General features: G+C 39.0%; 23 protein-coding genes. All 23 read left to right on the forward strand.

The genetic code is table 11. The features are described 5' to 3' along the window. The first annotated feature begins 49 nt into the window (after positions 1-49). The 23 genes from MK480_RS06020 (at position 50) to lacB (ending at position 22,980) form a co-directional block, all read left to right on the forward strand. Positions 50-787: a DUF3553 domain-containing protein gene (locus tag MK480_RS06020; protein ID WP_268707353.1), complete on the forward strand. Its 738-nt coding sequence runs from the start codon at positions 50-52 to the stop codon at positions 785-787. 332 nt (positions 788-1,119) lie between these two features. Further along, entirely contained in the window at positions 1,120-1,917 is a 798-nt protein-coding gene (locus tag MK480_RS06025; RefSeq protein ID WP_000254773.1) for a formate/nitrite transporter family protein, read from the forward strand. A 147-nt stretch (positions 1,918-2,064) separates the two neighbouring features. Then, positions 2,065-3,345, forward strand: coding sequence for an O-acetylhomoserine aminocarboxypropyltransferase/cysteine synthase family protein (locus MK480_RS06030; RefSeq protein WP_042751050.1), 1,281 nt, complete (start codon positions 2,065-2,067; stop codon positions 3,343-3,345). A 94-nt stretch (positions 3,346-3,439) separates the two neighbouring features. Further along, positions 3,440-4,714 carry a DUF2130 domain-containing protein gene (locus MK480_RS06035; RefSeq protein WP_268707354.1) on the forward strand — a complete coding sequence of 425 codons (1,275 nt, stop codon included), beginning with the start codon at positions 3,440-3,442 and terminating at the stop codon, positions 4,712-4,714. Between the two features lie 6 nt (positions 4,715-4,720). Continuing rightward, complete coding sequence (locus tag MK480_RS06040) at positions 4,721-6,391, forward strand: phage tail family protein (RefSeq protein WP_268707355.1); 1,671 nt, start codon at positions 4,721-4,723, stop codon at positions 6,389-6,391. A gap of 9 nt (positions 6,392-6,400) precedes the next feature. Beyond that, on the forward strand, positions 6,401-7,201 hold the full coding sequence (locus MK480_RS06045; protein ID WP_004260688.1) for a hypothetical protein: 801 nt from the start codon (positions 6,401-6,403) through the stop codon (positions 7,199-7,201). Further along, a complete protein-coding gene (locus MK480_RS06050) occupies positions 7,202-8,287 on the forward strand; it encodes an AAA family ATPase (RefSeq protein ID WP_268707356.1) in 1,086 nt (361 codons plus the stop codon). 20 nt (positions 8,288-8,307) lie between these two features. Beyond that, positions 8,308-9,186, forward strand: a complete 879-nt coding sequence (truB, locus tag MK480_RS06055; RefSeq protein WP_268707357.1) for a tRNA pseudouridine(55) synthase TruB — start codon at positions 8,308-8,310, stop codon at positions 9,184-9,186. Positions 9,187-9,295: 109 nt separating this feature from the next. Beyond that, entirely contained in the window at positions 9,296-9,934 is a 639-nt protein-coding gene (gene udk / locus MK480_RS06060) for a uridine kinase (RefSeq protein ID WP_001181377.1), read from the forward strand. Positions 9,935-10,061: 127 nt separating this feature from the next. Then, positions 10,062-11,402 (forward strand): exodeoxyribonuclease VII large subunit, encoded by a 1,341-nt coding sequence (gene xseA, locus MK480_RS06065; protein ID WP_268707358.1) that lies wholly within the window; start codon positions 10,062-10,064, stop codon positions 11,400-11,402. Beyond that, a complete protein-coding gene (locus MK480_RS06070) occupies positions 11,380-11,592 on the forward strand; it encodes an exodeoxyribonuclease VII small subunit (protein ID WP_084926391.1) in 213 nt (70 codons plus the stop codon). The genes xseA and MK480_RS06070 overlap by 23 nt, the downstream gene beginning before the upstream one ends. Further along, on the forward strand, positions 11,589-12,464 hold the full coding sequence (locus MK480_RS06075) for a polyprenyl synthetase family protein (protein WP_268707359.1): 876 nt from the start codon (positions 11,589-11,591) through the stop codon (positions 12,462-12,464). Before MK480_RS06070 ends, MK480_RS06075 begins: the two co-directional genes overlap by 4 nt. Further along, entirely contained in the window at positions 12,457-13,272 is an 816-nt protein-coding gene (locus MK480_RS06080) for a TlyA family RNA methyltransferase (protein WP_261010884.1), read from the forward strand. The genes MK480_RS06075 and MK480_RS06080 overlap by 8 nt, the downstream gene beginning before the upstream one ends. Next, positions 13,265-13,696, forward strand: a complete 432-nt coding sequence (locus MK480_RS06085) for an arginine repressor (protein ID WP_020900686.1) — start codon at positions 13,265-13,267, stop codon at positions 13,694-13,696. Before MK480_RS06080 ends, MK480_RS06085 begins: the two co-directional genes overlap by 8 nt. 6 nt (positions 13,697-13,702) lie before the next feature. Continuing rightward, on the forward strand, positions 13,703-15,370 hold the full coding sequence (gene recN, locus MK480_RS06090) for a DNA repair protein RecN (RefSeq protein WP_268707360.1): 1,668 nt from the start codon (positions 13,703-13,705) through the stop codon (positions 15,368-15,370). A gap of 1 nt (position 15,371) precedes the next feature. After that, a complete protein-coding gene (locus MK480_RS06095; RefSeq protein ID WP_268707361.1) occupies positions 15,372-16,100 on the forward strand; it encodes a metallophosphoesterase family protein in 729 nt (242 codons plus the stop codon). 78 nt (positions 16,101-16,178) lie between these two features. Then, entirely contained in the window at positions 16,179-18,002 is a 1,824-nt protein-coding gene (gene lepA / locus MK480_RS06100) for a translation elongation factor 4 (RefSeq protein ID WP_001047209.1), read from the forward strand. Positions 18,003-18,264: 262 nt separating this feature from the next. Beyond that, positions 18,265-18,741 carry a PTS sugar transporter subunit IIA gene (locus MK480_RS06105; RefSeq protein WP_000521976.1) on the forward strand — a complete coding sequence of 159 codons (477 nt, stop codon included), beginning with the start codon at positions 18,265-18,267 and terminating at the stop codon, positions 18,739-18,741. Between the two features lie 38 nt (positions 18,742-18,779). After that, positions 18,780-19,085 carry a PTS sugar transporter subunit IIB gene (locus MK480_RS06110; RefSeq protein ID WP_000590547.1) on the forward strand — a complete coding sequence of 102 codons (306 nt, stop codon included), beginning with the start codon at positions 18,780-18,782 and terminating at the stop codon, positions 19,083-19,085. Positions 19,086-19,132: 47 nt separating this feature from the next. Continuing rightward, complete coding sequence (locus MK480_RS06115) at positions 19,133-20,608, forward strand: PTS galactitol transporter subunit IIC (protein WP_000382513.1); 1,476 nt, start codon at positions 19,133-19,135, stop codon at positions 20,606-20,608. A 101-nt stretch (positions 20,609-20,709) separates the two neighbouring features. Then, complete coding sequence (locus MK480_RS06120; RefSeq protein WP_023948151.1) at positions 20,710-21,606, forward strand: aldose 1-epimerase family protein; 897 nt, start codon at positions 20,710-20,712, stop codon at positions 21,604-21,606. 284 nt (positions 21,607-21,890) lie between these two features. Further along, complete coding sequence (gene lacA / locus MK480_RS06125; protein WP_000029277.1) at positions 21,891-22,316, forward strand: galactose-6-phosphate isomerase subunit LacA; 426 nt, start codon at positions 21,891-21,893, stop codon at positions 22,314-22,316. Between the two features lie 148 nt (positions 22,317-22,464). Continuing rightward, positions 22,465-22,980, forward strand: a complete 516-nt coding sequence (lacB, locus tag MK480_RS06130) for a galactose-6-phosphate isomerase subunit LacB (RefSeq protein ID WP_001216910.1) — start codon at positions 22,465-22,467, stop codon at positions 22,978-22,980. The last annotated feature ends 8 nt before the right edge of the window (positions 22,981-22,988 follow it).

A 22,988-nucleotide genomic window follows, 5' to 3' on the forward strand; every position in this document is an offset into this window, starting at 1 on the left:
TAGCAATGTTGGCGATCGCTATTGCTTGGTATTCAGGAGATAATAAAAAATGAGTAAAGCAGATTTTAACAAAATTCAAAAATTACTAAAGACGGTAACAGCTTATAGAATTTCTAAAGCTACTGGAATTAGTGACACTACAATCAGTAGATGGGTCACAGGCAAAACTCCAATCGAAAAAATGAGTTTAGAAAATGCTATCAAATTAACAAATTATGTAGAGGAGCTAGACATGGAAAACGCAAAACAACTACTTGAAGAAATTAAAAATAATGATGTAGCATATGCTATTGTAAACGAAGCTGGAGCAGTTTATTGCAACCGTGAAACAAGTAATATCATGGATATTTACGGTCATGATGGTGAAGATGGCCACTTCTACGGTGTTTACGGTGATGCAGTTGGTGGGCAGCTTGATAGTCGTAATGTCTCTGATGATGTCATTTTGAAAGCTATTAAACTAATGCTAGGTTTGGGTGAGCATGTAAAACGTTCAGAATTGTCTATGGGGTCAGATTTCAAACAGACATTTGTAGATGGATATTTTGAGGTGGTTGAATTGATGAAACAGTCTGGTCTTCTGCAGGATCAAGGAGAAAATGAGAAAGTCAAGGAATGGATTGAGTCTCACAAAGACGTTGTAGGTTCAACAGTTAAACATCCAACGTTTGGAACGGGTAAAGTAACAGAAATCAAAGACGACACAATCACTATTGATTTTGAAGATTATGGAAGCAAATCTCTAGCGCTTGAGGCAGTCGTAGAAAGCAATCTCTTAGAATTTTAATCAACTTTGGGTATAAGCAGGAACCGTGACAAACATCACGGTTTTCTATTTTGCAAAAACGGTGTTTTGTAAAAATAAAAACAGTGAAATTAGTCACTGATACATTTGTAAACTATTAGAACTAAATTAAAACCTTCTCAACTATACGGGCAAATATGAGTATGAAAATGAATACGATGATGAATACGATTTAAAAAAATGATAGCAATTAATGAAAATGATTTTAATGGAAAATAAGTAAAAACTCAACTATTGAAAATCGATGATAACTATTTGTAAACGCTTTTCACTTATGGTATAATTATCACAAATAAAAGTTTTAGGAGTTTATTATGGTTTCTTCAGAATTTATCTCAAAGATTGAATTTGCTTGCAAGAAGAAGGAAAGTCTTTATAGTCAAAGCAAATTTAAGTATGCGATTCGTTCCATGTTTGCAGGTGCATTCTTAACTTTCAGTACAGCTGCTGGTGCAGTTGGGGCTGACTTGATTAATAAAATTGCACCAGGTAGTGGACGTTTCCTATTCCCCTTTGTCTTTGCTTGGGGATTGGCCTACATTGTTTTCTTGAATGCCGAGTTGGTAACATCAAACATGATGTTCTTGACTGCTGGTAGTTTCTTGAAAAAAATCTCTTGGAGAAAAACAGCTGAGATTTTACTTTACTGTACCTTGTTCAACCTTATTGGGGCCTTGATAGCAGGTTGGGGCTTTGCTCATTCGGCAGCCTATGCACATCTGACTCACGATAGTTTCATCTCAGGGGTTGTTGAGATGAAGTTAGGCCGCTCAAATGAATTAATCTTGCTTGAGGCAATTTTGGCAAATATTTTCGTAAATATTGCGATTCTTTCATTTGTTTTGGTCAAAGATGGTGGTGCCAAACTATGGCTTGTGTTGTCAGCGATTTACATGTTTGTATTCTTAACAAACGAGCACATTGCGGCGAACTTTGCTTCTTTCGCGATTGTGAAATTCAGTGTTGCTGCTGATTCAATTGCTAACTTCGGTGTTGGAAATATGCTCCGTCACTGGGGTGTAACCTTCATTGGAAACTTCATTGGTGGTGGTCTCTTGATGGGTCTTCCATATGCCTTCCTCAATAAAAATGAAGATACTTATGTAGATTAAGAAAATGAGCACGATTGAGTCGTGCTTTTTTCATCTTTAAAATAGGGTAATAGCTATTTCTTATATCAAAATATAGAAAACTGATATTTGTAAACTATAACTTAAGGTGCTACAATATCCTTAATCAAACTATTTGGAGGTCGTTTTATGACTCGTGATTTTAAATTTGAAACTTTGCAATTGCATGCTGGGCAAGTTGTGGATCCAGCTACCAAGTCTCGTGCAGTGCCGATTTATCAAACAACATCCTTTGTTTTTGATGACACGCAGGAAGGTGCCGATTTGTTTGCCTTGAGAAAACCAGGGAACATTTATACTCGTATCACCAACCCTACAACAGCTGCCTTTGAAGAAAGAATCGCTGCTCTTGAAGGTGGTGTTGGAGCTCTTGCAACAGCATCAGGTATGGCTGCAGTGACTTATACGATTTTGGCACTTGCTCATGCAGGTGACCATGTAGTGGCAGCTTCAACTATTTACGGTGGAACTTTCAATCTCTTGAAAGAAACCCTTCCTCGTTATGGTATCACAACAACCTTTGTGGACGTGGATAATTTGGAGGAAGTGGAAGCAGCGATCAAAGACAATACCAAGCTTGTTCTGATTGAAACCTTGGGTAACCCCTTGATTAACATTCCAGATTTGGAAAAATTGGCAGAGATTGCTCATAAGCATCAGATTCCACTCGTTTCAGATAATACCTTTGCAACACCTTATTTGATTAACGTTTTTTCTCACGGTGTAGATATTGCTATTCACTCTGCGACTAAGTTTATCGGTGGGCATGGTACGACTATTGGTGGAGTGATTGTCGATAGCGGTCGTTTTGACTGGGCAGCTTCAGGAAAATTCCCTCAATTTGTTGAGGAAGACCCAAGCTACCACAATTTGAGCTATACTCGTGATGTGGGTGCAGCAGCCTTTATTATCGCTGTCCGTGTTCAATTGCTTCGTGATACAGGTGCAGCCTTGTCGCCATTTAATGCCTTCTTGTTACTCCAAGGACTTGAAACCCTTTCTCTTCGTGTGGAACGCCATGTGCAAAATGCAGAGAAAATTGTTGATTTCCTTGTCAACCATCCTAAGGTAGAAAAGGTAAATTATCCAAAACTAGCAGATAGTCCATATCATGCCTTGGCTGAGAAATACTTGCCTAAAGGTGTGGGTTCAATCTTTACCTTCCATGTCAAAGGTGGGGAGGCAGAAGCTCGCAAGGTAATTGATCATTTAGAGATCTTTTCTGATCTTGCAAACGTGGCAGATGCTAAATCGCTTGTTGTCCATCCTGCTACAACAACTCATGGTCAATTGTCAGAAAAAGACCTGGAAGCAGCTGGCGTCACACCAAACCAAATCCGTTTGTCTATCGGACTTGAAAATGTGGATGATTTGATTGAAGACTTGCGCTTGGCCTTGGAAAAAATTTAAAGTAAAAGATATAAACAGTGGGTTTCGACTCGCTGTTTTTGATTTTCCCTTAGGCATGATATAATGGTTACAGAAGTCTAGAAAGAGGAACGATATGAACGAAATCAAATGCCCCAACTGTGGGGAAGTTTTTACAGTAAATGAAAGTCAGTATGCCGAACTTTTGTCCCAAGTGAGAACAGCAGAGTTTGATAAGGAATTGCACGATCGCATGAAGCAGGAACTGGCTTTGGCAGAGCAAAAGGCCATGAATGAACAACAGTCTAAACTAGCTCAAAAAGACCAAGAAATTGCTCAATTACAGAGTCAAATCCAAAACTTTGATACAGAGAAAGAACTGGCCAAGAAAGAGGTTGAACAGACAAGCAATCAGGCCTTATTGGCTAAGGACAAGGAAGTACAGGCCTTGGAAAACCAGTTGGCGACCTTGCGTTTGGAGCATGAAAATCAACTGCAAAAGACCCTATCTGACCTAGAAAAAGAACGGGATCAGGTCAAAAATCAGCTCCTATTACAAGAAAAAGAAAACGAGCTTTCTCTTGCTTCAGTTAAGCAAAACTATGAAGCACAGCTCAAAGCAGCCAGTGAACAAGTCGAATTTTATAAGAATTTCAAAGCTCAACAATCTACAAAAGCTATCGGGGAAAGTCTGGAACAGTACGCAGAGAGTGAGTTTAACAAGGTCCGTAGTTTTGCCTTTCCAAATGCCTACTTTGAGAAGGATAACAAGGTCTCTGCGCGTGGGTCTAAGGGGGACTTTATCTTCCGTGAATGTGACGAAAATGGAGTCGAAATCATTTCCATCATGTTTGAGATGAAAAACGAAGCAGATGGAACAGAGAAGAAGCACAAGAATGCGGATTTTTATAAGGAATTGGACAAGGACCGTCGGGAGAAGAACTGTGAGTATGCCGTTTTGGTGACCATGCTTGAGGCCGATAATGACTACTTTAACACAGGGATTGTTGACGTCAGCCACGAGTATGAAAAGATGTATGTGGTTCGTCCTCAATTCTTTATCCAGTTGATTGGTCTCTTGCGAAATGCGGCGCTTAATTCTCTAAAATACAAACAAGAATTGGCTTTGGTTCGCGAGCAAAATATTGACATTACGCATTTTGAAGAAGACTTGGATGCCTTTAAACTAGCCTTTGCCAAGAACTACAACTCAGCTTCGACCAACTTTGGAAAAGCTATTGATGAAATCGACAAGGCCATCAAACGCATGGAAGAGGTCAAGAAGTTCCTAACCACATCCGAAAACCAACTTCGCCTCGCAAACAATAAGTTGGAAGATGTTTCTGTCAAAAAATTGATTCGAAAAAATCCAACCATGAAAGCGAAGTTTGAAGCACTGAAGGGGGAGTAGAAAGCAGTGGAAAATGAATTATTAGTATTGAATGCGGAAGAAGTATATGAGTCTGAAAATTTAAACTACGATGAGTTAGAAGAACTACTGGAACAACAATTTACAACTGAGTTTTCTAATCTTGAAAAATTAGAATTGGAATGTAAAGAAATTAGCTCCCCGGATAAATTAGGAGATGTTATCTTAGATGAAATTTGGAATCAATTTGCGAACCAAATTGGTTTAGATATGACAAGCGACACGCTTCTTAAGCAGTATAACGATAAACATCCTAATGGTTATACAAAAGAAGAGGGTGCTAAAATAATGAAAGATAAAAGGTATACTGATGCAAATAATGCTATGAAAGAAAGGCAAAAAAATGGAAATTTAAAGGATGAATATACTGGAAAAACAATAAAAATTAACGAAAAAGCTAATTTGGATCACGTTATACCAAGAAAACAGATTTTTGAAAACCCATGGAGGAAAATAGCAGATATTGAAACTTCTGATTTAGCCAATAAATCAGAAAATTTGGCAGGAACTAATGAATCTCTTAATAAAAGTAAAGGCGCAAAATCTAATAGCGAGTATATAAAGAAAAGAGAAGCAAGAGAAAAAAATCTTAAAGAACAAGTTGAAAGAGCTAATAAAAAAATTGATAAGATGAATATCTCAGATGCCGAAAAGCGAAATCTTAAGGCTGAAAATAATAAAAGATTAAATGATAAATTAGCAGCTGATTCGAAGAAAATGCTCAAATCTGAAAAAACAGCGAAGAAAGCTATTAATAAGGATATTGCAAAGAAAGCTTCTGTCAGAATGGCCAATAAAGCTGGCAAAGATGCTATAAAAGCTATGTTTATTGCAGCATTATTTGGGATGCTGAAGGAAATTATGAATGCTTTAGTGAGGTATTTTAAAGCAAAAAAACGCTCTTTTGATTCATTTATAGAGGAAATGAAAAAAGCACTTCATTCCTTCTTTGGTAAAATTAGAGATTTTATTAAAGTGGGTGTAGACAGTTTTGTTGGAAGCATCGTAGGAGAAATTATTGGCGTATTTAACCAGAAATTACAAAAACTTCCAAACTTGTTTAAACAATTATTTGGTTCTATCAGAGAAAGTATTTCTTATCTATCAAACCCTGAAAATCAATCTCATTCTATTGAAATTAAAATTGCCCATATTTCAAAAATTATTACTTCCGCATTAGTAGGTGTAGGCGCAATGTTTTTAGGAGAATATTTTGAACAGTTCTTAAATAAGATACCAGGTATGACTTTTGAAATAAAACTTCTAGGAACAATTGCTAATATTTTAGGGATGTTCTTAGCTAGTTTACTAACCGGAATTTTGGGAGCAATAATTATTAATGGAATTGATCAATTTATTTCCAGAAAGTTAATTGAGGAAAATCAAAAGAAACAAGCTAATAAGAAAAATGAATTGTTAAGAATTCAGGAAGTCCAAATTTTTGTTGCCGAGCAAAATGTTGCTATTAAACGAAACCACATTTTTAGTAAGATGGCTAAGAACCATCAAAAACTAAGAGAACTACTTGGTGATGTTGAAGAAGAGTTTTCTAATTCAAATATTGATTTCAAACAGCGATTATTAGCTAATGAAATTTATTTTGATGAAAAACAAAGAGAACTTGAAGAAATGCAAAGTGCATTAAATGATTTATTATAGGAGAATGTTATGTCAGAAGAATTAGAAATTCAAGTTTTAGCCAATTCTGAAAGATTTAATGAAAAAAAACAAGCATTAAAAGCCTTTAGTGAAGAGATTCCTGAACAATTTGATTTACCTACTGTTCCAGATGAAGAGAATATATTGAATTTGTTTTCTGTGGACTATGGAGTCAAGGGAAAAGATTTAAATGCACTTAGAGAAGCTGTTCATAACAAGATTTTTAATCAAAATGAACATATTAAAAAAATTATTCAGGAATTTAATACCATTTACGAAACATTTCAAATATTGGATGATGAGTATATTCAAAGTATTTCAAAATCTTTGATTGCAGCAAAAGAGGCAAATAATAAAGCTATACAGGGATTGCATGAGATAGAAGAATATCAAACTGGTAATAAAAAATTATTAGATGATGTTTTTAAACAGAATAAAGATTTAATTGATGTATTGAAGAAACATCATAAAAAATTAGAAGAGTTAGAACAACTTGAAGATAAGCAAAGTGAAATTCATATTGAAATTGATAGTTTAAAAGCGAAGCTAAAATCATTAGTGAAAATAGAAAATAGTTTTAACGATTTGCATTTACAAGTTGAAGAAACACAAAATAATCTTAAAAACGATGTAGACAAGATGAATGTTCGATTAATAGAGGAAGGTAAAAATCTTACTTTAATTGTCGAGAAATTTCAAACTGAACTAGAGGAAAAACAAAAAGAGATTAGTTTCCTTAGAAAAGGATTCTATACTATTGGAGTCGCTGTTGTTATAATAGTATTATTTCTATTGTTTAAAGGAATGTAGATGATTAGTGAAACTTATTTAAAATTGTTAAAATCGGAAGTGAAAAAACTTGATGATTTAACAAATAATACTTATGAATTAGAAATAATTCTTCAAGATATAGTTGATAATCTTAAAAATGCTGAGTTAGAATTTATAAAACGATTAGGAAACTTGACAAGTAAAGAGACATTCTCAAAAATCAAAGATAAGCAAACTAGCATATTGGAATTATTGTATAAATATCTTGGCTCTAGAGTTATTGATACAAATTATTTGATTTTGAAAGAAACAAATCATAAATCATTTGAAGAACTAGCAAATGATTTAAAGTCACTAATAGGTTTAGAAAATGTAAAGAAAGAAATAGAAGACTTAGTAATCTTTAACAAAGTTCAGAAAAATCGAGAAAAGATTGGGTTGAAAAAAACGAATAGAACTATGCATATGGCTTTCCTAGGAAATCCGGGGACAGGTAAAACAACAGTAGCAAGAATCGTTGGGAATATGTATCGTTCATTAGGAATACTAAGTAAAGGTCACTTTATAGAGGCAAGTAGAACAGACTTAATAGCAGAATATCAAGGACAGACGGCTTCGAAAGTGAAGAGATTGATACAAAAAGCTAAAGGTGGTGTATTGTTTATTGATGAAGCATATAGTATTACTGAAAACGATAAAAGTGATAGTTATGGTCGAGAGTGTTTAACTGAGTTAACAAAAGCATTAGAAGACTATCGTGATGATTTGGTGGTTATTGTTGCTGGATATGATGAATTGATGAAAAAATTTTTTGAATCTAATCCTGGGTTAAAATCAAGATTTAATTATTTTATTACGTTTGAAGATTATACTGTGGACCAAATGTTTGATATTTTTCTTTCATATTGCAAAAATGAAGAGTACATTTTGCATGATTCTGCAAAAGAAAAATTAAAAAAATATTTAGAATTACATAGTAGCAATCCTGAAAATAAAAATGCAAATGGGCGATTTGTAAGAAATGTATTTGACAGGATAATTATGAACCAAGCAATAAGATTAGCCACACTATCTTTTGTTACAAAAGATAATTACATTACGATTCTTGAAGAAGATATTTCATGAATGAAATTAGAAAGTAACAAATGAACGGTATTATCAACTTAAAAAAAGAAGCGGGCATGACCTCGCATGATGCGGTTTTTAAACTGCGTAAGATTTTGGGAACCAAGAAAATTGGTCATGGTGGGACCTTGGATCCGGATGTGGTGGGTGTTTTGCCTATTGCAGTTGGCAAGGCAACCCGCATGGTCGAGTTCATGCAGGATGAGGGCAAGGTCTATGAGGGGGAAATCACTCTTGGCTATTCAACGACGACAGAGGATGCCAGTGGGGAAGTGGTTGCAGAGACGCCTGTTTTGTCGCACTTGGATGAAAAGCTTGTTGATGAAGCAATTGCCAGTCTGACAGGACCTATTATTCAGATTCCGCCTATGTATTCGGCAGTCAAGGTCAATGGTCGCAAGCTTTATGAGTATGCGCGTGCTGGTCAGGAAGTGGAACGGCCAGAACGTCAGGTGACCATTTATCAGTTTGAGCGAACAAGTCCGATTTCTTATGAGGGTCATCTTGCACGTTTTACTTTTCGTGTGAAATGCAGTAAGGGAACTTATATCCGTACCTTATCAGTTGACTTGGGAGAGAAACTTGGATATGCTGCCCATATGTCACATCTGACACGGACCAGTGCAGCAGGTTTGGAATTGGAAGATTCACTGACCTTGGACGAAATTGCTGAAAAAGTGGAGATTGGTCAACTGGACTTTCTCCATCCTCTAGAGATTGGGACAGGAGACCTCGTCAAAGTTTTACTAACTCCAGAAGAGGCTACAGAAGTACGCTTTGGTCGTTTTATAGAGCTCGAACAAACAGAACAAGAATTAGCTGCTTTTGAAGAAGATAAATTGTTAGCCATTCTAGAAAAACGGGACAATCTCTACAAGCCAAGGAAGGTTTTTAGCTAGTCTAACTGAGGTGTAGGGAGTGTTGTTTCCCCTAGACTATCCAAACCAGACTATAAATTTTGTAAAAAATATGATAGAATAGACGACGGATAAAAAAACGGAGGATAGCATGCAAAATAGACCAATCATTATCGGAGTGACAGGTGGTTCTGGTGGTGGTAAGACCAGTGTTTCAAGAGCCATTTTATCGCATTTTCCTGATGAAAAGATTTCCATGATTGAGCATGATTCATATTATAAGGATCAGTCTCATTTGACCTTTGAAGAGCGTGTCAAAACCAACTACGACCATCCTTTTGCCTTTGATACAGACTTGATGATCGAGCAGATTAAGGAATTGTTGGCAGGGCGTCCGGTCGACATCCCGACTTATGACTATACTGAGCATACACGAAGTAGCAAGACCTATCGTCAAGAACCTCAAGATGTCTTTATCGTTGAGGGGATTTTGGTCTTGGAAGACAAGCGTCTGCGTGATTTGATGGATATCAAGATTTTTGTGGATACAGATGATGATGTGCGCATTATTCGTCGTATCAAGCGTGATATGGAAGAGCGTGGCCGTAGTCTTGATAGCGTTATTGACCAGTACTTAGGTGTGGTCAAGCCCATGTACCATCAGTTTATCGAGCCAACCAAGCGTTATGCTGATATCGTCATTCCTGAGGGAGTCAGCAATACAGTGGCTATTGACCTTTTGACAACCAAGATTGAAAAGATTTTGGAAGAAGCTCGAAACAGCAAATAATCAGACGTGGAGGCCTTGCCTCCTTTTTTTATTTTTCCCTCATAATGGTACATAAATGGAGATTTTTAGGCATATTTTTGGTATAATAATACCCATGAAAGAGCAAGAAAATGAATAGTAGGTGGAGATGGAAAAGTATTTATCGGTAACAACTTTGACCAAGTATCTGAAAATGAAATTCGATAAAGACCCTTATTTGGAACGGGTCTATTTAACTGGTCAAGTTTCCAACTTTCGTAAACGACCTACTCACCAATATTTCTCCCTAAAAGATGACCACGCAGTTATTCAAGCAACTATTTGGTCTGGTATTTATCAGAAATTAGGCTTCGACCTGGAAGAAGGGATGAAAATCAATGTGATTGGGCGTGTACAGGTCTACGAACCAAGTGGTACCTACTCCATCATCATTGAAAAGGCTGAGCCTGATGGGGTTGGGGCGCTTGCGATTCAGTTTGAACAACTCAAGAAAAAATTGACAGAAGAAGGCCTGTTTCAAGAACGCTTCAAGCAACCTCTGCCCCAATTTTCTAAGAGAATTGGTGTAGTAACCAGTCGCAGTGGAGCCGTTATTCGAGATATTATCACGACCGTCAGCAGGCGCTTTCCAGGTGTAGATATCCTTCTTTATCCGACTAAGGTTCAAGGAGATGGAGCAGCAGAAGAAATTGCTCGAAATATTGCGCGTGCCAATCAACGGGACGATTTGGATTTGCTGATTATTGGTCGTGGTGGAGGTTCTATCGAGGATCTTTGGGCCTTTAACGAAGAAATCGTGGTACGAGCGATTTTTGAATCTCGTTTACCAGTTATCTCTAGTGTGGGGCATGAGACGGATGTGACCTTGGCAGATTTTGTGGCAGATCGCCGCGCTGCGACGCCAACAGCTGCAGCTGAACTAGCAACACCTGTGACCAAGTTGGATCTATTAGCTCATTTGCAAAATCAGGAAAAACGGATGGCAACAGCAGTCCGAAATGTCCTATCTAAGAAACAAGAATCTTTAAAAAAATGTAGTCAGTCAGTCATCTTTAGACAGCCAGAGCGCTTGTATGATGGCTATTTGCAACGCTTGGATCAACTGCAACTGCGCTTAAAACAAAGTTTGCGAACACTGATTTCTGATAACAAACAGATAGTACAAGCAAGGACGCATCGACTGGTACAATTATCACCTGTTACCAAAATTCAACGTTATCAAGACCGTTTAGGCCAGTTGGACAAGCTCCTACGTAGCCAAATGGCGCTGGTTTATGATGCCAAGGTTGCTGAAGTCAAGAGATTATCAGAAGCCTTGCTCATGTTGGATACCAGTCGAATCGTGGCGCGTGGTTATGCTATTGTCAAAAAAGAAGAGTCCGTTGTAGATTCGGTTGAGAGTTTGAAGAAAAAAGACCAAGTGACGCTTTTGATGCGAGATGGTCGAGTAGAATTAGAGGTTAAAGATGTCAAAACAAAAGAAATTTGAGGAAAATCTAGCAGAACTGGAAACCATTGTCCAAAGTTTGGAAAATGGTGAAATTGCTCTAGAAGATGCGATTGCCGCCTTTCAAAAGGGTATGGTCTTGTCAAAAGATCTCCAAGCGACGCTGGACAAGGCTGAAAAGACCTTGGTCAAGGTTATGCAAGAAGACGGAACAGAAAGTGATTTTGAATGAAAAAGCAAGAAAAATTAGCTCTTGTCGAGTCGGCCTTGGAAGACTTTTATGGAGACCAGCAGTTTGCCTCTAGTTTGCGAGAGTCTGTTCTCTATTCCATTCATGCTGGTGGCAAGCGTATTCGACCCTTTCTCTTGTTAGAAGTCCTGGAAGCCTTGCAGGTCGCTATTAAACCTGCTCACGCGCAGGTGGCCGCTGCCTTGGAAATGATTCATACAGGGAGCTTGATTCATGATGATCTTCCTGCTATGGATGATGACGATTATCGACGAGGGCGGTTAACCAATCACAAAAAATTTGGCGAAGCAATGGCCATTTTGGCTGGAGATGCCTTGTTCCTAGATCCCTATGCCTTGATTGCGCAGGCAGATTTGCCAAGTCAGATCAAGGTTGCCTTGATTGCCAACTTATCCCTTGCTTCAGGTAGTCTGGGCATGGTAGCAGGCCAGGTTTTGGACATGGAGGGCGAACATCAGCATTTGTCTTTGGAAGAACTTCAGACCATTCATGCCAATAAGACTGGAAAATTACTAGCTTATCCCTTCCAAGCAGCTGCTATTATTGCTGAATTGGCACCTGAAATACAGGCAAAACTGAAAACTGTTGGTGAATTGATTGGATTGGCCTTTCAAGTCAGAGATGATGTGCTGGACGTGACAGCTAGTTTTGAAGAAATCGGCAAGACACCGCAAAAGGACTTGCAGGCAGAAAAGTCAACCTACCCAGCCTTGTTGGGCTTGGAAGAAGCCATTACCTTTTGTAACCAAACCTTGGATCAAGCTAATGCCAAATTAGAAGAAATTTCCCAGCAGATTCCCTTTGAGATAGAATCGATTGTAAGTGTAGTAGAAAGTTTGAGAATCAATGGCTAAGGAAAGAGTGGATGTACTAGCTTATAAACAGGGCTTGTTTGAAACGCGAGAACAGGCCAAGCGCGGTGTCATGGCTGGGCTTGTTGTGGCTGTTCTTAATGGAGAACGCTTTGACAAGCCAGGAGAGAAAATCCCAGATGATACTGAGTTAAAACTCAAGGGTGAGAAACTCAAGTATGTCAGCCGCGGCGGTTTAAAACTGGAAAAGGCCTTGCAGGTCTTTGATTTGTCAGTGGATGGGGCGACCACGATTGATATTGGGGCTTCTACTGGTGGCTTTACCGATGTCATGTTGCAGAATGGTGCTGAGCTTGTCTACGCGGTGGATGTTGGTACCAATCAGTTAGCCTGGAAACTGCGCCAAGATTCTCGGGTTGTTAGCATGGAGCAGTTTAATTTCCGCTATGCTGAAAGGACTGACTTTGAGCAGGAACCAAGTTTTGCCAGTATTGATGTAAGTTTCATTTCCCTTAGTCTGATCTTACCAGCCTTGCATCGTGTGTTGGCTGATCAAGGTCAGGTTGTGGCTTTGGTTAAGCCCCAGTTTGAGGCAGGTCGTGAGCAGATTGGGAAAAATGGAATCATTCGCGATGCCAAGGTCCATCAGAATGTTCTTGAATCTGTCACAACCATGGCAGTAGAGGAAGGCTTTTCAGTCCTTGGTTTGGACTTTTCTCCCATCCAAGGTGGGCATGGAAATATTGAGTTTTTAGTGTATTTGAAAAAAGAAGAGTCAGCAAGCAATCAGGTTCTTGCTGAAATTGAAGAAGTAGTAGAGAGGGCGCATAGTCAATTTAAAAATGAATAAAAAAGAGAGACTTGAAAAAATTAGACGATTTGTGACAGATTATCAAATCGGTACACAAGAAGAAATTGTAGAACATTTGAAAGAGGCAGGGATCACTGCCACTCAGGCAACAGTATCACGGGATATCAAAGAGCTAGGCATTGTCAAAATTCCTTTGAGAGACAACACCTATGTCTACGAATTGCCAAAATCAATCGTAAAAAGTTTGCAACTGGCTGAAGACAATATTGAGTCAGCTGAATTGATGGACAAGATGATTAATCTCCAAGTTATCCCAGGAAATACAGCTTTTGTAAAAGCTCAGTTAATTGAGACTTTTGCTGACAAGATTTTTAGCTGTTTAGCTGATGATAGCTCGATTTTAGTCATTGCCAGAAGTGAAAGTCTAGCTGAGGAAATCTTTGAACAAGTAAAAAATTGGTAGGTCTATATGTTACTTGAAATTTCGATAAAAAACTTTGCCATTATTGAGGCTATTTCCCTCAATTTTGAAAAGGGGATGACTGTCTTGACTGGTGAAACGGGTGCAGGGAAGTCGATTATCATTGATGCCATGAATATGATGTTGGGGGCTCGTGCGACGACAGATGTTATTCGTCATGGTGCGCCAAAGACAGAGATTGAGGGGCTTTTCTCAGTTGAGAATAGTCGCCTTTTACAGGAAATTTTTGATGAGCAAGGTTTGGAATTGGGTGATGAGATTATTATCCGTCGGGAAATTCTGCAAAATGGTCGTAGTATCAGCCGTGTGAATGGTCAGATGGTTAATCTGTCGGTTTTGCGTGCTATCGGGCAACATCTGGTGGATATTCATGGTCAGCATGACCAAGAGGAGTTAATGCGTCCTCAACTGCACATCCAGATGTTGGATGAATTTGGCGACGCAGCTTTTTGGGACTTGAAAGAAACCTATCAAACGAGTTTTGATGCTTATCGAAAAATGCGCAAGCAGGTTCTGGAAGTCAAGAAAAACCAACAGGAACATAAGACTCGTATTGAAATGTTGGAATTTCAAATGGCAGAGATTGAGGCAGCAAACTTGCAGGTTGGAGAAGACTTGACTCTCAACCAAGAACGAGAGAAACTCCTCAACCATAAAAATATTGCGGATACCCTAACAAATGCCTACAGTATGTTGGATAATGAAGACTTTTCAAGTTTGGCCAATGTTCGTTCGGCCATGAATGACATGGAAAGTGTTGAAGAGTACGACCCTGACTACCGTGAAATTTCAAGTTCTCTATCTGAGACCTATTATGTCTTAGAAGACATTAGCAAGCGTCTGGAAGCTATTATTGAGGACCTTGATTTTGATGGCAATCGCCTCATGCAGGTCGAGAATCGTTTGGACCTCCTTCATACTATTACTCGGAAGTATGGTGGGACTGTTGACGAAGTCTTGCTCTATTTCGCCAAGATTACGGAAGAATACAACCTCTTGACAGGCAATAACCTTTCATCTGAGGACATGGAAGCAGAGCTCAAGAAATTGGAAGTTATGCTTGTCGATTTGGCAGGTCAACTTGCCTCTGCTCGTCATGACTTGGCTCAGCAGCTCGAAGCTGAGATTAAACAAGAACTGCAAGATCTTTATATGGAAAAAGCCCAGTTTCAGGTTCGTTTTAGCAAGGGCAAATTCAGTCGTGAGGGAAATGAAATGGTTGAGTTTTATATTTCAACCAACCCTGGCGAAGATTTTAAACCCTTGGTTAAGGTTGCATCTGGCGGAGAATTATCTCGTCTCATGCTAGCCATTAAGTCTGCCTTTTCTCGTAAAGAAGGTAAGACCAGCATTGTTTTTGATGAGGTGGATACGGGAGTTTCAGGACGTGTAGCTCAGGCTATTGCACAGAAGATTCACAAGATTGGTCAGCATGGTCAGGTTCTGGCTATTTCCCATTTGCCACAAGTGATTGCGATTGCGGATTATCAATTCTTTATTGAGAAGATTAGTAATGACCATTCAACAGTTTCGACTGTTCGTCTCTTGACGGTTGAAGAGCGAGTGGAAGAAGTTGCTAAGATGTTGGCAGGTGATGATGTGACAGAAGCAGCCCTGACGCAAGCCAGAGAATTGTTGAGAAACAGGGAGAAGTAAGATGACAGACTATTATGTAATTGGAGATGTTCACGGAAAAGCTGGGATGCTGGAAGACCTTCTCAAAACATGGGATGGTCAGACCCAGTTGCTCTTTCTAGGGGATTTGATTGACCGCGGTGAAGATAGTCGCCGTGTTCTTGAAATGGTTAAGGACTTGGTTGATAATCAAGGGGCGATCTGTTTATCAGGAAATCATGAGTATATGTTTTTAACTTGGCTCGATGACCCAGAAGAAAGCTATGACCACTATCGTCGCAATGGTGGAGATACAACCATTAACTCTATCCTAGGTCGTCCCTTGGATGCACCAGTTGACGGGGTTGAGGATGCCAAGCGTGTTGCTACTGAAGCGGCAGATTTGGTCGAATTCATTCGTCAAATGCCTTTTGTGGTAGAGACAGACAAGTATATCTTTGTTCATGCAGGTATTGATTTGACCTTGGATGACTGGCGTGAAACCACAGATTATAAAAAAGTCTGGCTTAGAAAACCATTCCACGAAGCAGAAAATCATACTGGAAAAATCATTGTCTTCGGCCATACACCGGTTTATGGTTTGTTACAGCAAGAGCGTGGTACTGCTGAGCTTTGGACTACAGAAGATGGCAAGATTGGAATGGATGGAGGAGCTGTCTATGGTGGTGTCCTTCACGGGATTGTCTTTACAGACCAAGGAATGACAGAACATCACTTTATTGAAAATGATGGCTTTGTCGCTGAAGATTAGTACTCCTAGCAGGGTATGGTCTTGTCAAAATGTCAAAAACAATTTATAATAAATAGATACCCTGAAAGGAAGAGAATCATGAACTTAGAAGAATTGAAAAAACGACAGGAGAAGATCCGTAACTTCTCTATTATCGCCCATATTGACCACGGGAAATCAACTCTAGCAGACCGCATTTTGGAAAAAACAGAGACGGTTTCCAGTCGTGAAATGCAGGCCCAACTTTTGGATAGCATGGATCTAGAGCGAGAACGTGGGATTACCATTAAACTCAATGCCATCGAGCTCAATTACACTGCAAAAGATGGGGAAACTTATATTTTTCACTTAATTGATACCCCTGGGCACGTTGACTTTACCTATGAAGTTTCTCGTTCCTTAGCTGCCTGTGAAGGTGCTATTTTGGTGGTCGATGCTGCCCAAGGAATTGAGGCTCAAACCCTTGCCAATGTTTATCTGGCCTTGGACAATGATTTGGAAATCATGCCAGTCATTAACAAAATTGACCTACCGGCTGCAGATCCAGAGCGCGTGCGTACAGAGATTGAGGATGTCATTGGTTTGGATGCCAGTGAAGCAGTTTTGGCTTCTGCTAAGGCTGGTATTGGCATCGAAGAAATTCTAGAGCAAATCGTAGAAAAAGTGCCAGCGCCAACAGGTGATGTGACGGCACCACTTAAGGCCTTGATTTTCGACTCTGTTTATGATGCTTACCGTGGAGTTATTCTTCAAGTGCGTGTCATGGATGGGGTGGTCAAACCTGGCGATAAGATTCAGCTTATGAGCAATGGCAAGACTTTTGATGTTACGGAAGTCGGTATCTTTACACCCAAGGCAGTTGGTCGTGATTTCCTTGCTACTGGTGACGTTGGATATATCGCTGCATCTATCAAGACAGTTCAGGACACTCGTGTGGGTGATACCGTTACCTTGGCAACCAATCCTGCGGCTGAGCCATTACATGGTTACAAACAAATGAATCCTATGGTCTTTGCGGGTCTATATCCTATCGAGTCAAACAAGTACAATGACCTACGTGAAGCGCTTGAAAAATTGCAACTGAATGATGCTAGTCTGCAGTTTGAACCAGAAACATCTCAGGCACTTGGATTTGGTTTCCGTTGTGGTTTCCTTGGACTTCTCCATATGGATGTTATCCAAGAGCGTTTGGAACGTGAGTTCAACATTGACCTCATCATGACAGCTCCATCTGTTATCTATAAGGTTAACTTGACCGACGGTGAGTCTATGGATGTATCTAACCCATCTGAGTTCCCAGATCCTACCAAGATTGCGACCATTGAAGAGCCTTATGTTAAGGCGCAAATCATGGTACCACAGGAGTTCGTAGGAGCTGTAATGGAGCTAGCTCAGCGCAAGCGTGGTGACTTTGTGACTATGGACTATATTGATGATAACCGTGTCAATGTTATCTATCAAATTCCACTGGCTGAAATCGTCTTTGATTTCTTTGATAAGCTTAAGTCTTCAACACGTGGTTATGCAAGCTTTGACTACGAATTGTCAGAGTATCGCCCCTCTAAGCTGGTCAAAATGGACATCCTTCTCAATGGAGACAAGGTGGATGCCCTTAGCTTTATCGTTCACAAGGACTTTGCCTACGAACGCGGAAAACTCATCGTTGATAAGCTTAAGAAAATCATCCCTCGCCAACAATTTGAGGTGCCAATTCAAGCAGCTATTGGACAGAAGATTGTCGCTCGTACTGATATCAAGGCCCTTCGTAAGAACGTACTTGCTAAATGTTATGGTGGTGACGTTTCTCGTAAGCGTAAACTGCTTGAAAAACAAAAAGCTGGTAAGAAACGCATGAAAGCTATCGGATCAGTAGAAGTTCCACAAGAAGCCTTCCTTAGCGTCTTGAGCATGGATGAAGAATAAGTTATCATAATTGTTTTTCTTGTTCACAGGAAACTTACATAAGAATCAATAGTAAAACAGGCTTAAATAGGCCTGTTTTTTTGCATTTATAATAGGATTAAATCGTTTAAAGTGTTTGTTTTAAATGTTTGTTTTTGGTTGTAAATATAAAAATAAACAAAATAATCGAAAAAAGGACAAAAAACAACAAAAAATTATTGACAACGATTTCATATAGTGTTATACTTATAGCATAAAGTTAATGGAAAGAAGGGAAAACCTTATGGGATTAGATCATTTCTTTGACAAAAACCTTGTGTTTTGCTTAGAAGCGGATAATCAAGAACATCTCTTTGATCAGGTTGCAACTTTATTGGAAGAACGAGAAATCGTAACGCCAACTTATCGTGAAGCCTTGATCACGCGTGAAAAGTCATTTCCAACTGGCTTAGATATGGAATTTTTGGGTAAGGATTTGCCGAATGTGGCTATTCCTCACACAGATATTGTTCATAATCTAGCCGAAAAAGTTGTGGTCGTTCGATTAGAGAAACCAGTGACTTTCCACAATATGATTGCACCAGATAAGGAAGTAGAGGTATCCTTACTCTTCTTTATCATTAATAACTCAAGCTCAAGTCAAACGAACATTCTTGCTCAGTTGATGGACTTCTTTACTGGAAATAGTCATCTTGAAGACCTATCAAAAATTTCTGAACCAGAAGCCCTCTATGCTTATATTGCTGAAGCAATTGCTTAATTTTGTCTATTAAAAATATTAAATCGGAGGAAATCCATATGATTAAAATTCTTGCTGCCTGCGGTGCAGGTGTTAACTCAAGCCACCAAATTAAAAGTGCTCTTGAAGAAGAACTTTCAAACCGCGGTTTTGATGTTCACTGTGATGCAGTTATGGTAAAAGACGTTAATGAAGACCTTATCAAAGGTTATGACATTTTTACACCAATTGCTGCAACAGATCTTGGTTTTGACCCAGGTATTCCAGTTATCGAAGCTGGACCAATCTTATTCCGTATCCCAGCAATGAGTGCTCCAGTATTTGATAATATTGAAGCAGCTATCAAAGAACACGGGTTAAGCTAATTTTAATTTGTTAACATTCATATAACTATAAAAAGGGAGGAACTATTATGGATGTCATTATCGAACTAGCCAATAAGCTGTTCAAACCTATCTTGGATATGGGTGGGCCAATCATCATGCTGATCATTTTGACAGTATTGGCTCTACTTTTTGGAGTGAAATTCTCCAAAGCACTTGAAGGTGGTATCAAACTTGCCATCGCTCTTACTGGTATCGGTGCTATCATCGGTATGCTGAATGGTGCTTTCTCAGCATCACTTGCAAAATTCGTTGAAAATACTGGTATTCAATTGAACATCACTGACGTTGGTTGGGCACCACTTGCTACAATCACTTGGGGATCTGCTTGGACACTTTACTTCTTGCTCATCATGTTGATTGTCAACGTAGTGATGCTTGCTATGAAGAAAACTGATACACTTGACGTTGATATCTTCGATATCTGGCACTTGTCTATCACAGGTCTTTTGATTAAATGGTATGCAGACAACAACGGTGTAAGCCAAGGGGTTTCACTCTTCATCGCCACTGCAGCAGTTGTCCTTGTAGGTGTTCTTAAAATCATCAACTCTGATTTGATGAAACCTACATTTGATGACCTTCTTAACGCACCAAGTTCATCACCAATGACTTCAACTCACATGAACTACATGATGAACCCAGTTATCATGGTTTTGGATAAGATTTTTGAAAAATTCTTCCCAGGTCTTGATAAATATGACTTTGATGCTGCTAAATTGAACAAGAAAATCGGTTTCTGGGGATCTAAATTCTTCATCGGTTTCATCCTTGGTATCGTTATCGGTTTGATGGGTACTCCACATCCAGTTGCTGGCGTAGAAGATGCAGCAAACTGGCAATTAGTTATTAAAGGTTGGTTGTCTCTTGGTTTGACAGCCGGTGTATCTTTGGAACTCTTCTCACTCATCGGTTCATGGTTCATCGCTGCCGTAGAACCACTTTCACAAGGTATTACAAACGTTGCTACTAAACGTCTTCAAGGACGTAAATTTAATATCGGTCTTGACTGGCCATTCATCGCTGGTCGTGCTGAAATCTGGGCTTGTGCCAACGTACTTGCACCAATCATGTTGATCGAAGCTGTGCTTCTTTCAAAAGTCGGAAATGGTATCTTGCCACTTGCAGGTATCATCGCTATGGGTGTTACTCCAGCTCTCTTGGTTGTAACACGTGGTAAATTGCTCCGTATGATTATCTTCGGAACACTCTTGTTGCCACTCTTCCTTCTTTCAGGTACACTTATCGCACCATTTGCAACAGAACTTGCTAAAGGTGTAGGTGCCTTCCCAGCAGGTGTGAGCGAAACTCAATTGATCACTCACTCAACTCTTGAAGGACCAATCGAAAAACTTCTTGGTTGGACAATTGGTAACACTACAACAGGTGATATCAAAGCAATCCTTGGTGCTGTAGTCTTCCTTGTATTCTATATCGGTATCTTTGCATGGTACAGAAAACAAATGATCAAACGTAACGAAGAGTACGCAGCAAAAGCAAAATAATGCGCTCCTATAAAATGTAAATTGTTAAAGCTAGGTTGTCATTTTCCTGATAGGAGTGACAGCCTAGTTTTTTATAAACTATCAAGAAATCGGAGAAAATAATGGTAATTGAATTAAAATCAGAACAATTAAGAGTTGAATTTAACAGTTTTGGTGGGGCTCTTTCTTCTATAAAAGATACTGAGGGACTGGAGTATTTGTGGCAAGGGGATGCCACTTATTGGAGTGGACAAGCTCCTGTTCTCTTCCCCATTTGTGGTTCTTTGAGAGAGGATACAGCCCTCTATATAGATGAGAAGGGGCAAGAAAGCAAAGGAAAGATTCCTCGTCATGGTTTGGTTCGTAAGAAAGAATTTGAATTAGTTGAACAGACAGATAATAGTGTAACTTTTGCAATTGAAGACGATGAGAATAGCTATCAGAACTACCCTTATTATTTCCGCCTAGAAATCACTTATAGCCTTACTGGCAAGACAGTACGAACTCAATACAAGATTTTCAATAAAGAAACTAGCAAGGTCATGCCTTACTTTATTGGTGGACATCCAGGATTTAATTGTCCTCTACTGGATGATGAAGTCTATGAAGATTATTATCTAGAGTTTGAGAAAGAAGAGACTTGCTCTGTTCCACGTCCTTTCCCAGAAACAGGTATGCTGGATTTTCAAGATAGAAGTCCATGGCTAGAAGGTCAAAAAGAATTAGACCTCAGCTATGATCTTTTCAGCACTGATGCAGTCACCTTAGATGAATTGCAATCTAGAACAATTGCCCTTCGTTCTCGTAAACATGATAAGGGATTGAAAGTGCACTTTGCAGAGTTTCCAAATCTCATTATCTGGTCAACTTTGAATAAGGGTCCTTTCATTGCTTTTGAACCATGGTCTGGCTTGTCAACATCTCTTGAAGAAGGAGATCATCTAGAAGATAAGAAGAATGTTCGCCTCCTAGAACCTGGTCAAGTGGATCAAATTGGTTTTGACATCGAAATTTTTTAGTTAAAAAAACACAAAAACAAACATTAATTGTTGACTTTTTTAAGAAATAGGAGTATATTATGTTTGTAAGCAACAAATGATGTTTGTCACAAACAAACAATCACTTGTTATATTCTCTTTCGTGGAGAAAGATTATTTCTAGGAAACTGATTTCCTAAACTTGAATAAGGTGTCATTCATCTCATTCAATCCAATTTGTCAATAAACTGCTAGAAAGCTTTTGTAGGTAAACTGTTAACTATAAAAGGTTTTACTAGCCTAGAAAAATAAAAGGAGTATACAATATGTCTATTGTTATCGGTGCAGATGCTGCAGGTTTGAGATTGAAAGAAGTTGTGAAAGACTTCTTGGAAAAAGAAAACTTCCACGTTGTGGATGTTACAGCTGAAGGTCAAGACTTTGTTGATGTGACTCTTGCTGTTGCTGCAGAAGTAAACAAAGAAGAACAAAACCTTGGTATCGTGATTGATGCTTATGGAGCTGGTCCATTTATGGTCGCAACTAAGATCAAAGGAATGGTTGCTGCAGAAGTATCTGACGAACGTTCAGCTTATATGACTCGTGGTCACAACAACTCACGTATGATCACTATGGGTGCACAACTTGTTGGTGATGAATTGGCTAAAAACATCGCTAAAGGATTTGTTAACGGTAAATACGATGGTGGACGTCACCAAATTCGTGTTGATATGTTGAACAAAATGTGCTAATACTCTTCAAAAATCAAGATAATCTGTTGTCAGCTCACTTTAGCTAACCTCAGTTATGCTTGCAGCTCGCTTCCTAAGCTAATCTTGATTTTTCTTGAGTAGGGATAAATGATATTAGATTTATATAATTAATCGGAGGGAATAACTAATGAGAATTGCAATTGGATGTGACCACATCGTAACAGATGAAAAAATGGCGGTTTCAGAATTTTTGAAATCAAAAGGATATGAAGTCATTGACTTTGGTACATATGACCATACACGTACTCACTACCCAATCTTTGGTAAAAAAGTAGGGGAAGCTGTAACTAGCGGTCAAGCTGATCTTGGGGTATGTATTTGTGGTACTGGTGTTGGTATCAACAACGCTGTGAATAAAGTTCCAGGTGTCCGTTCTGCCTTGGTTCGTGATATGACAACAGCCCTTTATGCTAAAGAACAATTGAACGCCAACGTTATCGGTTTTGGTGGTAAGATTACTGGTGAATTGCTCATGTGTGATATCATCGAAGCTTTCATCCATGCTGAATACAAACCATCTGAAGAAAACAAGAAATTGATTGCGAAAATTGAACACCTTGAAAGTCACAATGCTCAACAAACAGACGCAAACTTCTTCACTGAATTCCTTGAAAAATGGGATCGCGGAGAATACCACGACTAAGAGGTAAC

The sequence above is a fragment of the Streptococcus mitis genome (genome assembly GCF_026782895.1).
Taxonomy (GTDB): domain Bacteria; phylum Bacillota; class Bacilli; order Lactobacillales; family Streptococcaceae; genus Streptococcus; species Streptococcus mitis_CB.

Excerpts from the sequence above, each read along its gene's own strand:
- MK480_RS06020 (WP_268707353.1), top strand. The coding sequence starts at position 50 with ATGAGTAAAGCAGATTTTAACAAAATTCAAAAATTACTAAAGACGGTA.
- MK480_RS06025 (WP_000254773.1), top strand. The coding sequence starts at position 1,120 with ATGGTTTCTTCAGAATTTATCTCAAAGATTGAATTTGCTTGCAAGAAG.
- MK480_RS06030 (WP_042751050.1), top strand. The coding sequence starts at position 2,065 with ATGACTCGTGATTTTAAATTTGAAACTTTGCAATTGCATGCTGGGCAA.
- MK480_RS06035 (WP_268707354.1), top strand. The coding sequence starts at position 3,440 with ATGAACGAAATCAAATGCCCCAACTGTGGGGAAGTTTTTACAGTAAAT.
- MK480_RS06045 (WP_004260688.1), top strand. The coding sequence starts at position 6,401 with ATGTCAGAAGAATTAGAAATTCAAGTTTTAGCCAATTCTGAAAGATTT.
- MK480_RS06050 (WP_268707356.1), top strand. The coding sequence starts at position 7,202 with ATGATTAGTGAAACTTATTTAAAATTGTTAAAATCGGAAGTGAAAAAA.
- truB (WP_268707357.1), top strand. The coding sequence starts at position 8,308 with ATGAACGGTATTATCAACTTAAAAAAAGAAGCGGGCATGACCTCGCAT.
- udk (WP_001181377.1), top strand. The coding sequence starts at position 9,296 with ATGCAAAATAGACCAATCATTATCGGAGTGACAGGTGGTTCTGGTGGT.
- xseA (WP_268707358.1), top strand. The coding sequence starts at position 10,062 with ATGGAAAAGTATTTATCGGTAACAACTTTGACCAAGTATCTGAAAATG.
- MK480_RS06070 (WP_084926391.1), top strand. The coding sequence starts at position 11,380 with ATGTCAAAACAAAAGAAATTTGAGGAAAATCTAGCAGAACTGGAAACC.
- MK480_RS06075 (WP_268707359.1), top strand. The coding sequence starts at position 11,589 with ATGAAAAAGCAAGAAAAATTAGCTCTTGTCGAGTCGGCCTTGGAAGAC.
- MK480_RS06080 (WP_261010884.1), top strand. The coding sequence starts at position 12,457 with ATGGCTAAGGAAAGAGTGGATGTACTAGCTTATAAACAGGGCTTGTTT.
- MK480_RS06085 (WP_020900686.1), top strand. The coding sequence starts at position 13,265 with ATGAATAAAAAAGAGAGACTTGAAAAAATTAGACGATTTGTGACAGAT.
- recN (WP_268707360.1), top strand. The coding sequence starts at position 13,703 with ATGTTACTTGAAATTTCGATAAAAAACTTTGCCATTATTGAGGCTATT.
- MK480_RS06095 (WP_268707361.1), top strand. The coding sequence starts at position 15,372 with ATGACAGACTATTATGTAATTGGAGATGTTCACGGAAAAGCTGGGATG.
- lepA (WP_001047209.1), top strand. The coding sequence starts at position 16,179 with ATGAACTTAGAAGAATTGAAAAAACGACAGGAGAAGATCCGTAACTTC.
- MK480_RS06105 (WP_000521976.1), top strand. The coding sequence starts at position 18,265 with ATGGGATTAGATCATTTCTTTGACAAAAACCTTGTGTTTTGCTTAGAA.
- MK480_RS06110 (WP_000590547.1), top strand. The coding sequence starts at position 18,780 with ATGATTAAAATTCTTGCTGCCTGCGGTGCAGGTGTTAACTCAAGCCAC.
- MK480_RS06115 (WP_000382513.1), top strand. The coding sequence starts at position 19,133 with ATGGATGTCATTATCGAACTAGCCAATAAGCTGTTCAAACCTATCTTG.
- MK480_RS06120 (WP_023948151.1), top strand. The coding sequence starts at position 20,710 with ATGGTAATTGAATTAAAATCAGAACAATTAAGAGTTGAATTTAACAGT.
- lacA (WP_000029277.1), top strand. The coding sequence starts at position 21,891 with ATGTCTATTGTTATCGGTGCAGATGCTGCAGGTTTGAGATTGAAAGAA.
- lacB (WP_001216910.1), top strand. The coding sequence starts at position 22,465 with ATGAGAATTGCAATTGGATGTGACCACATCGTAACAGATGAAAAAATG.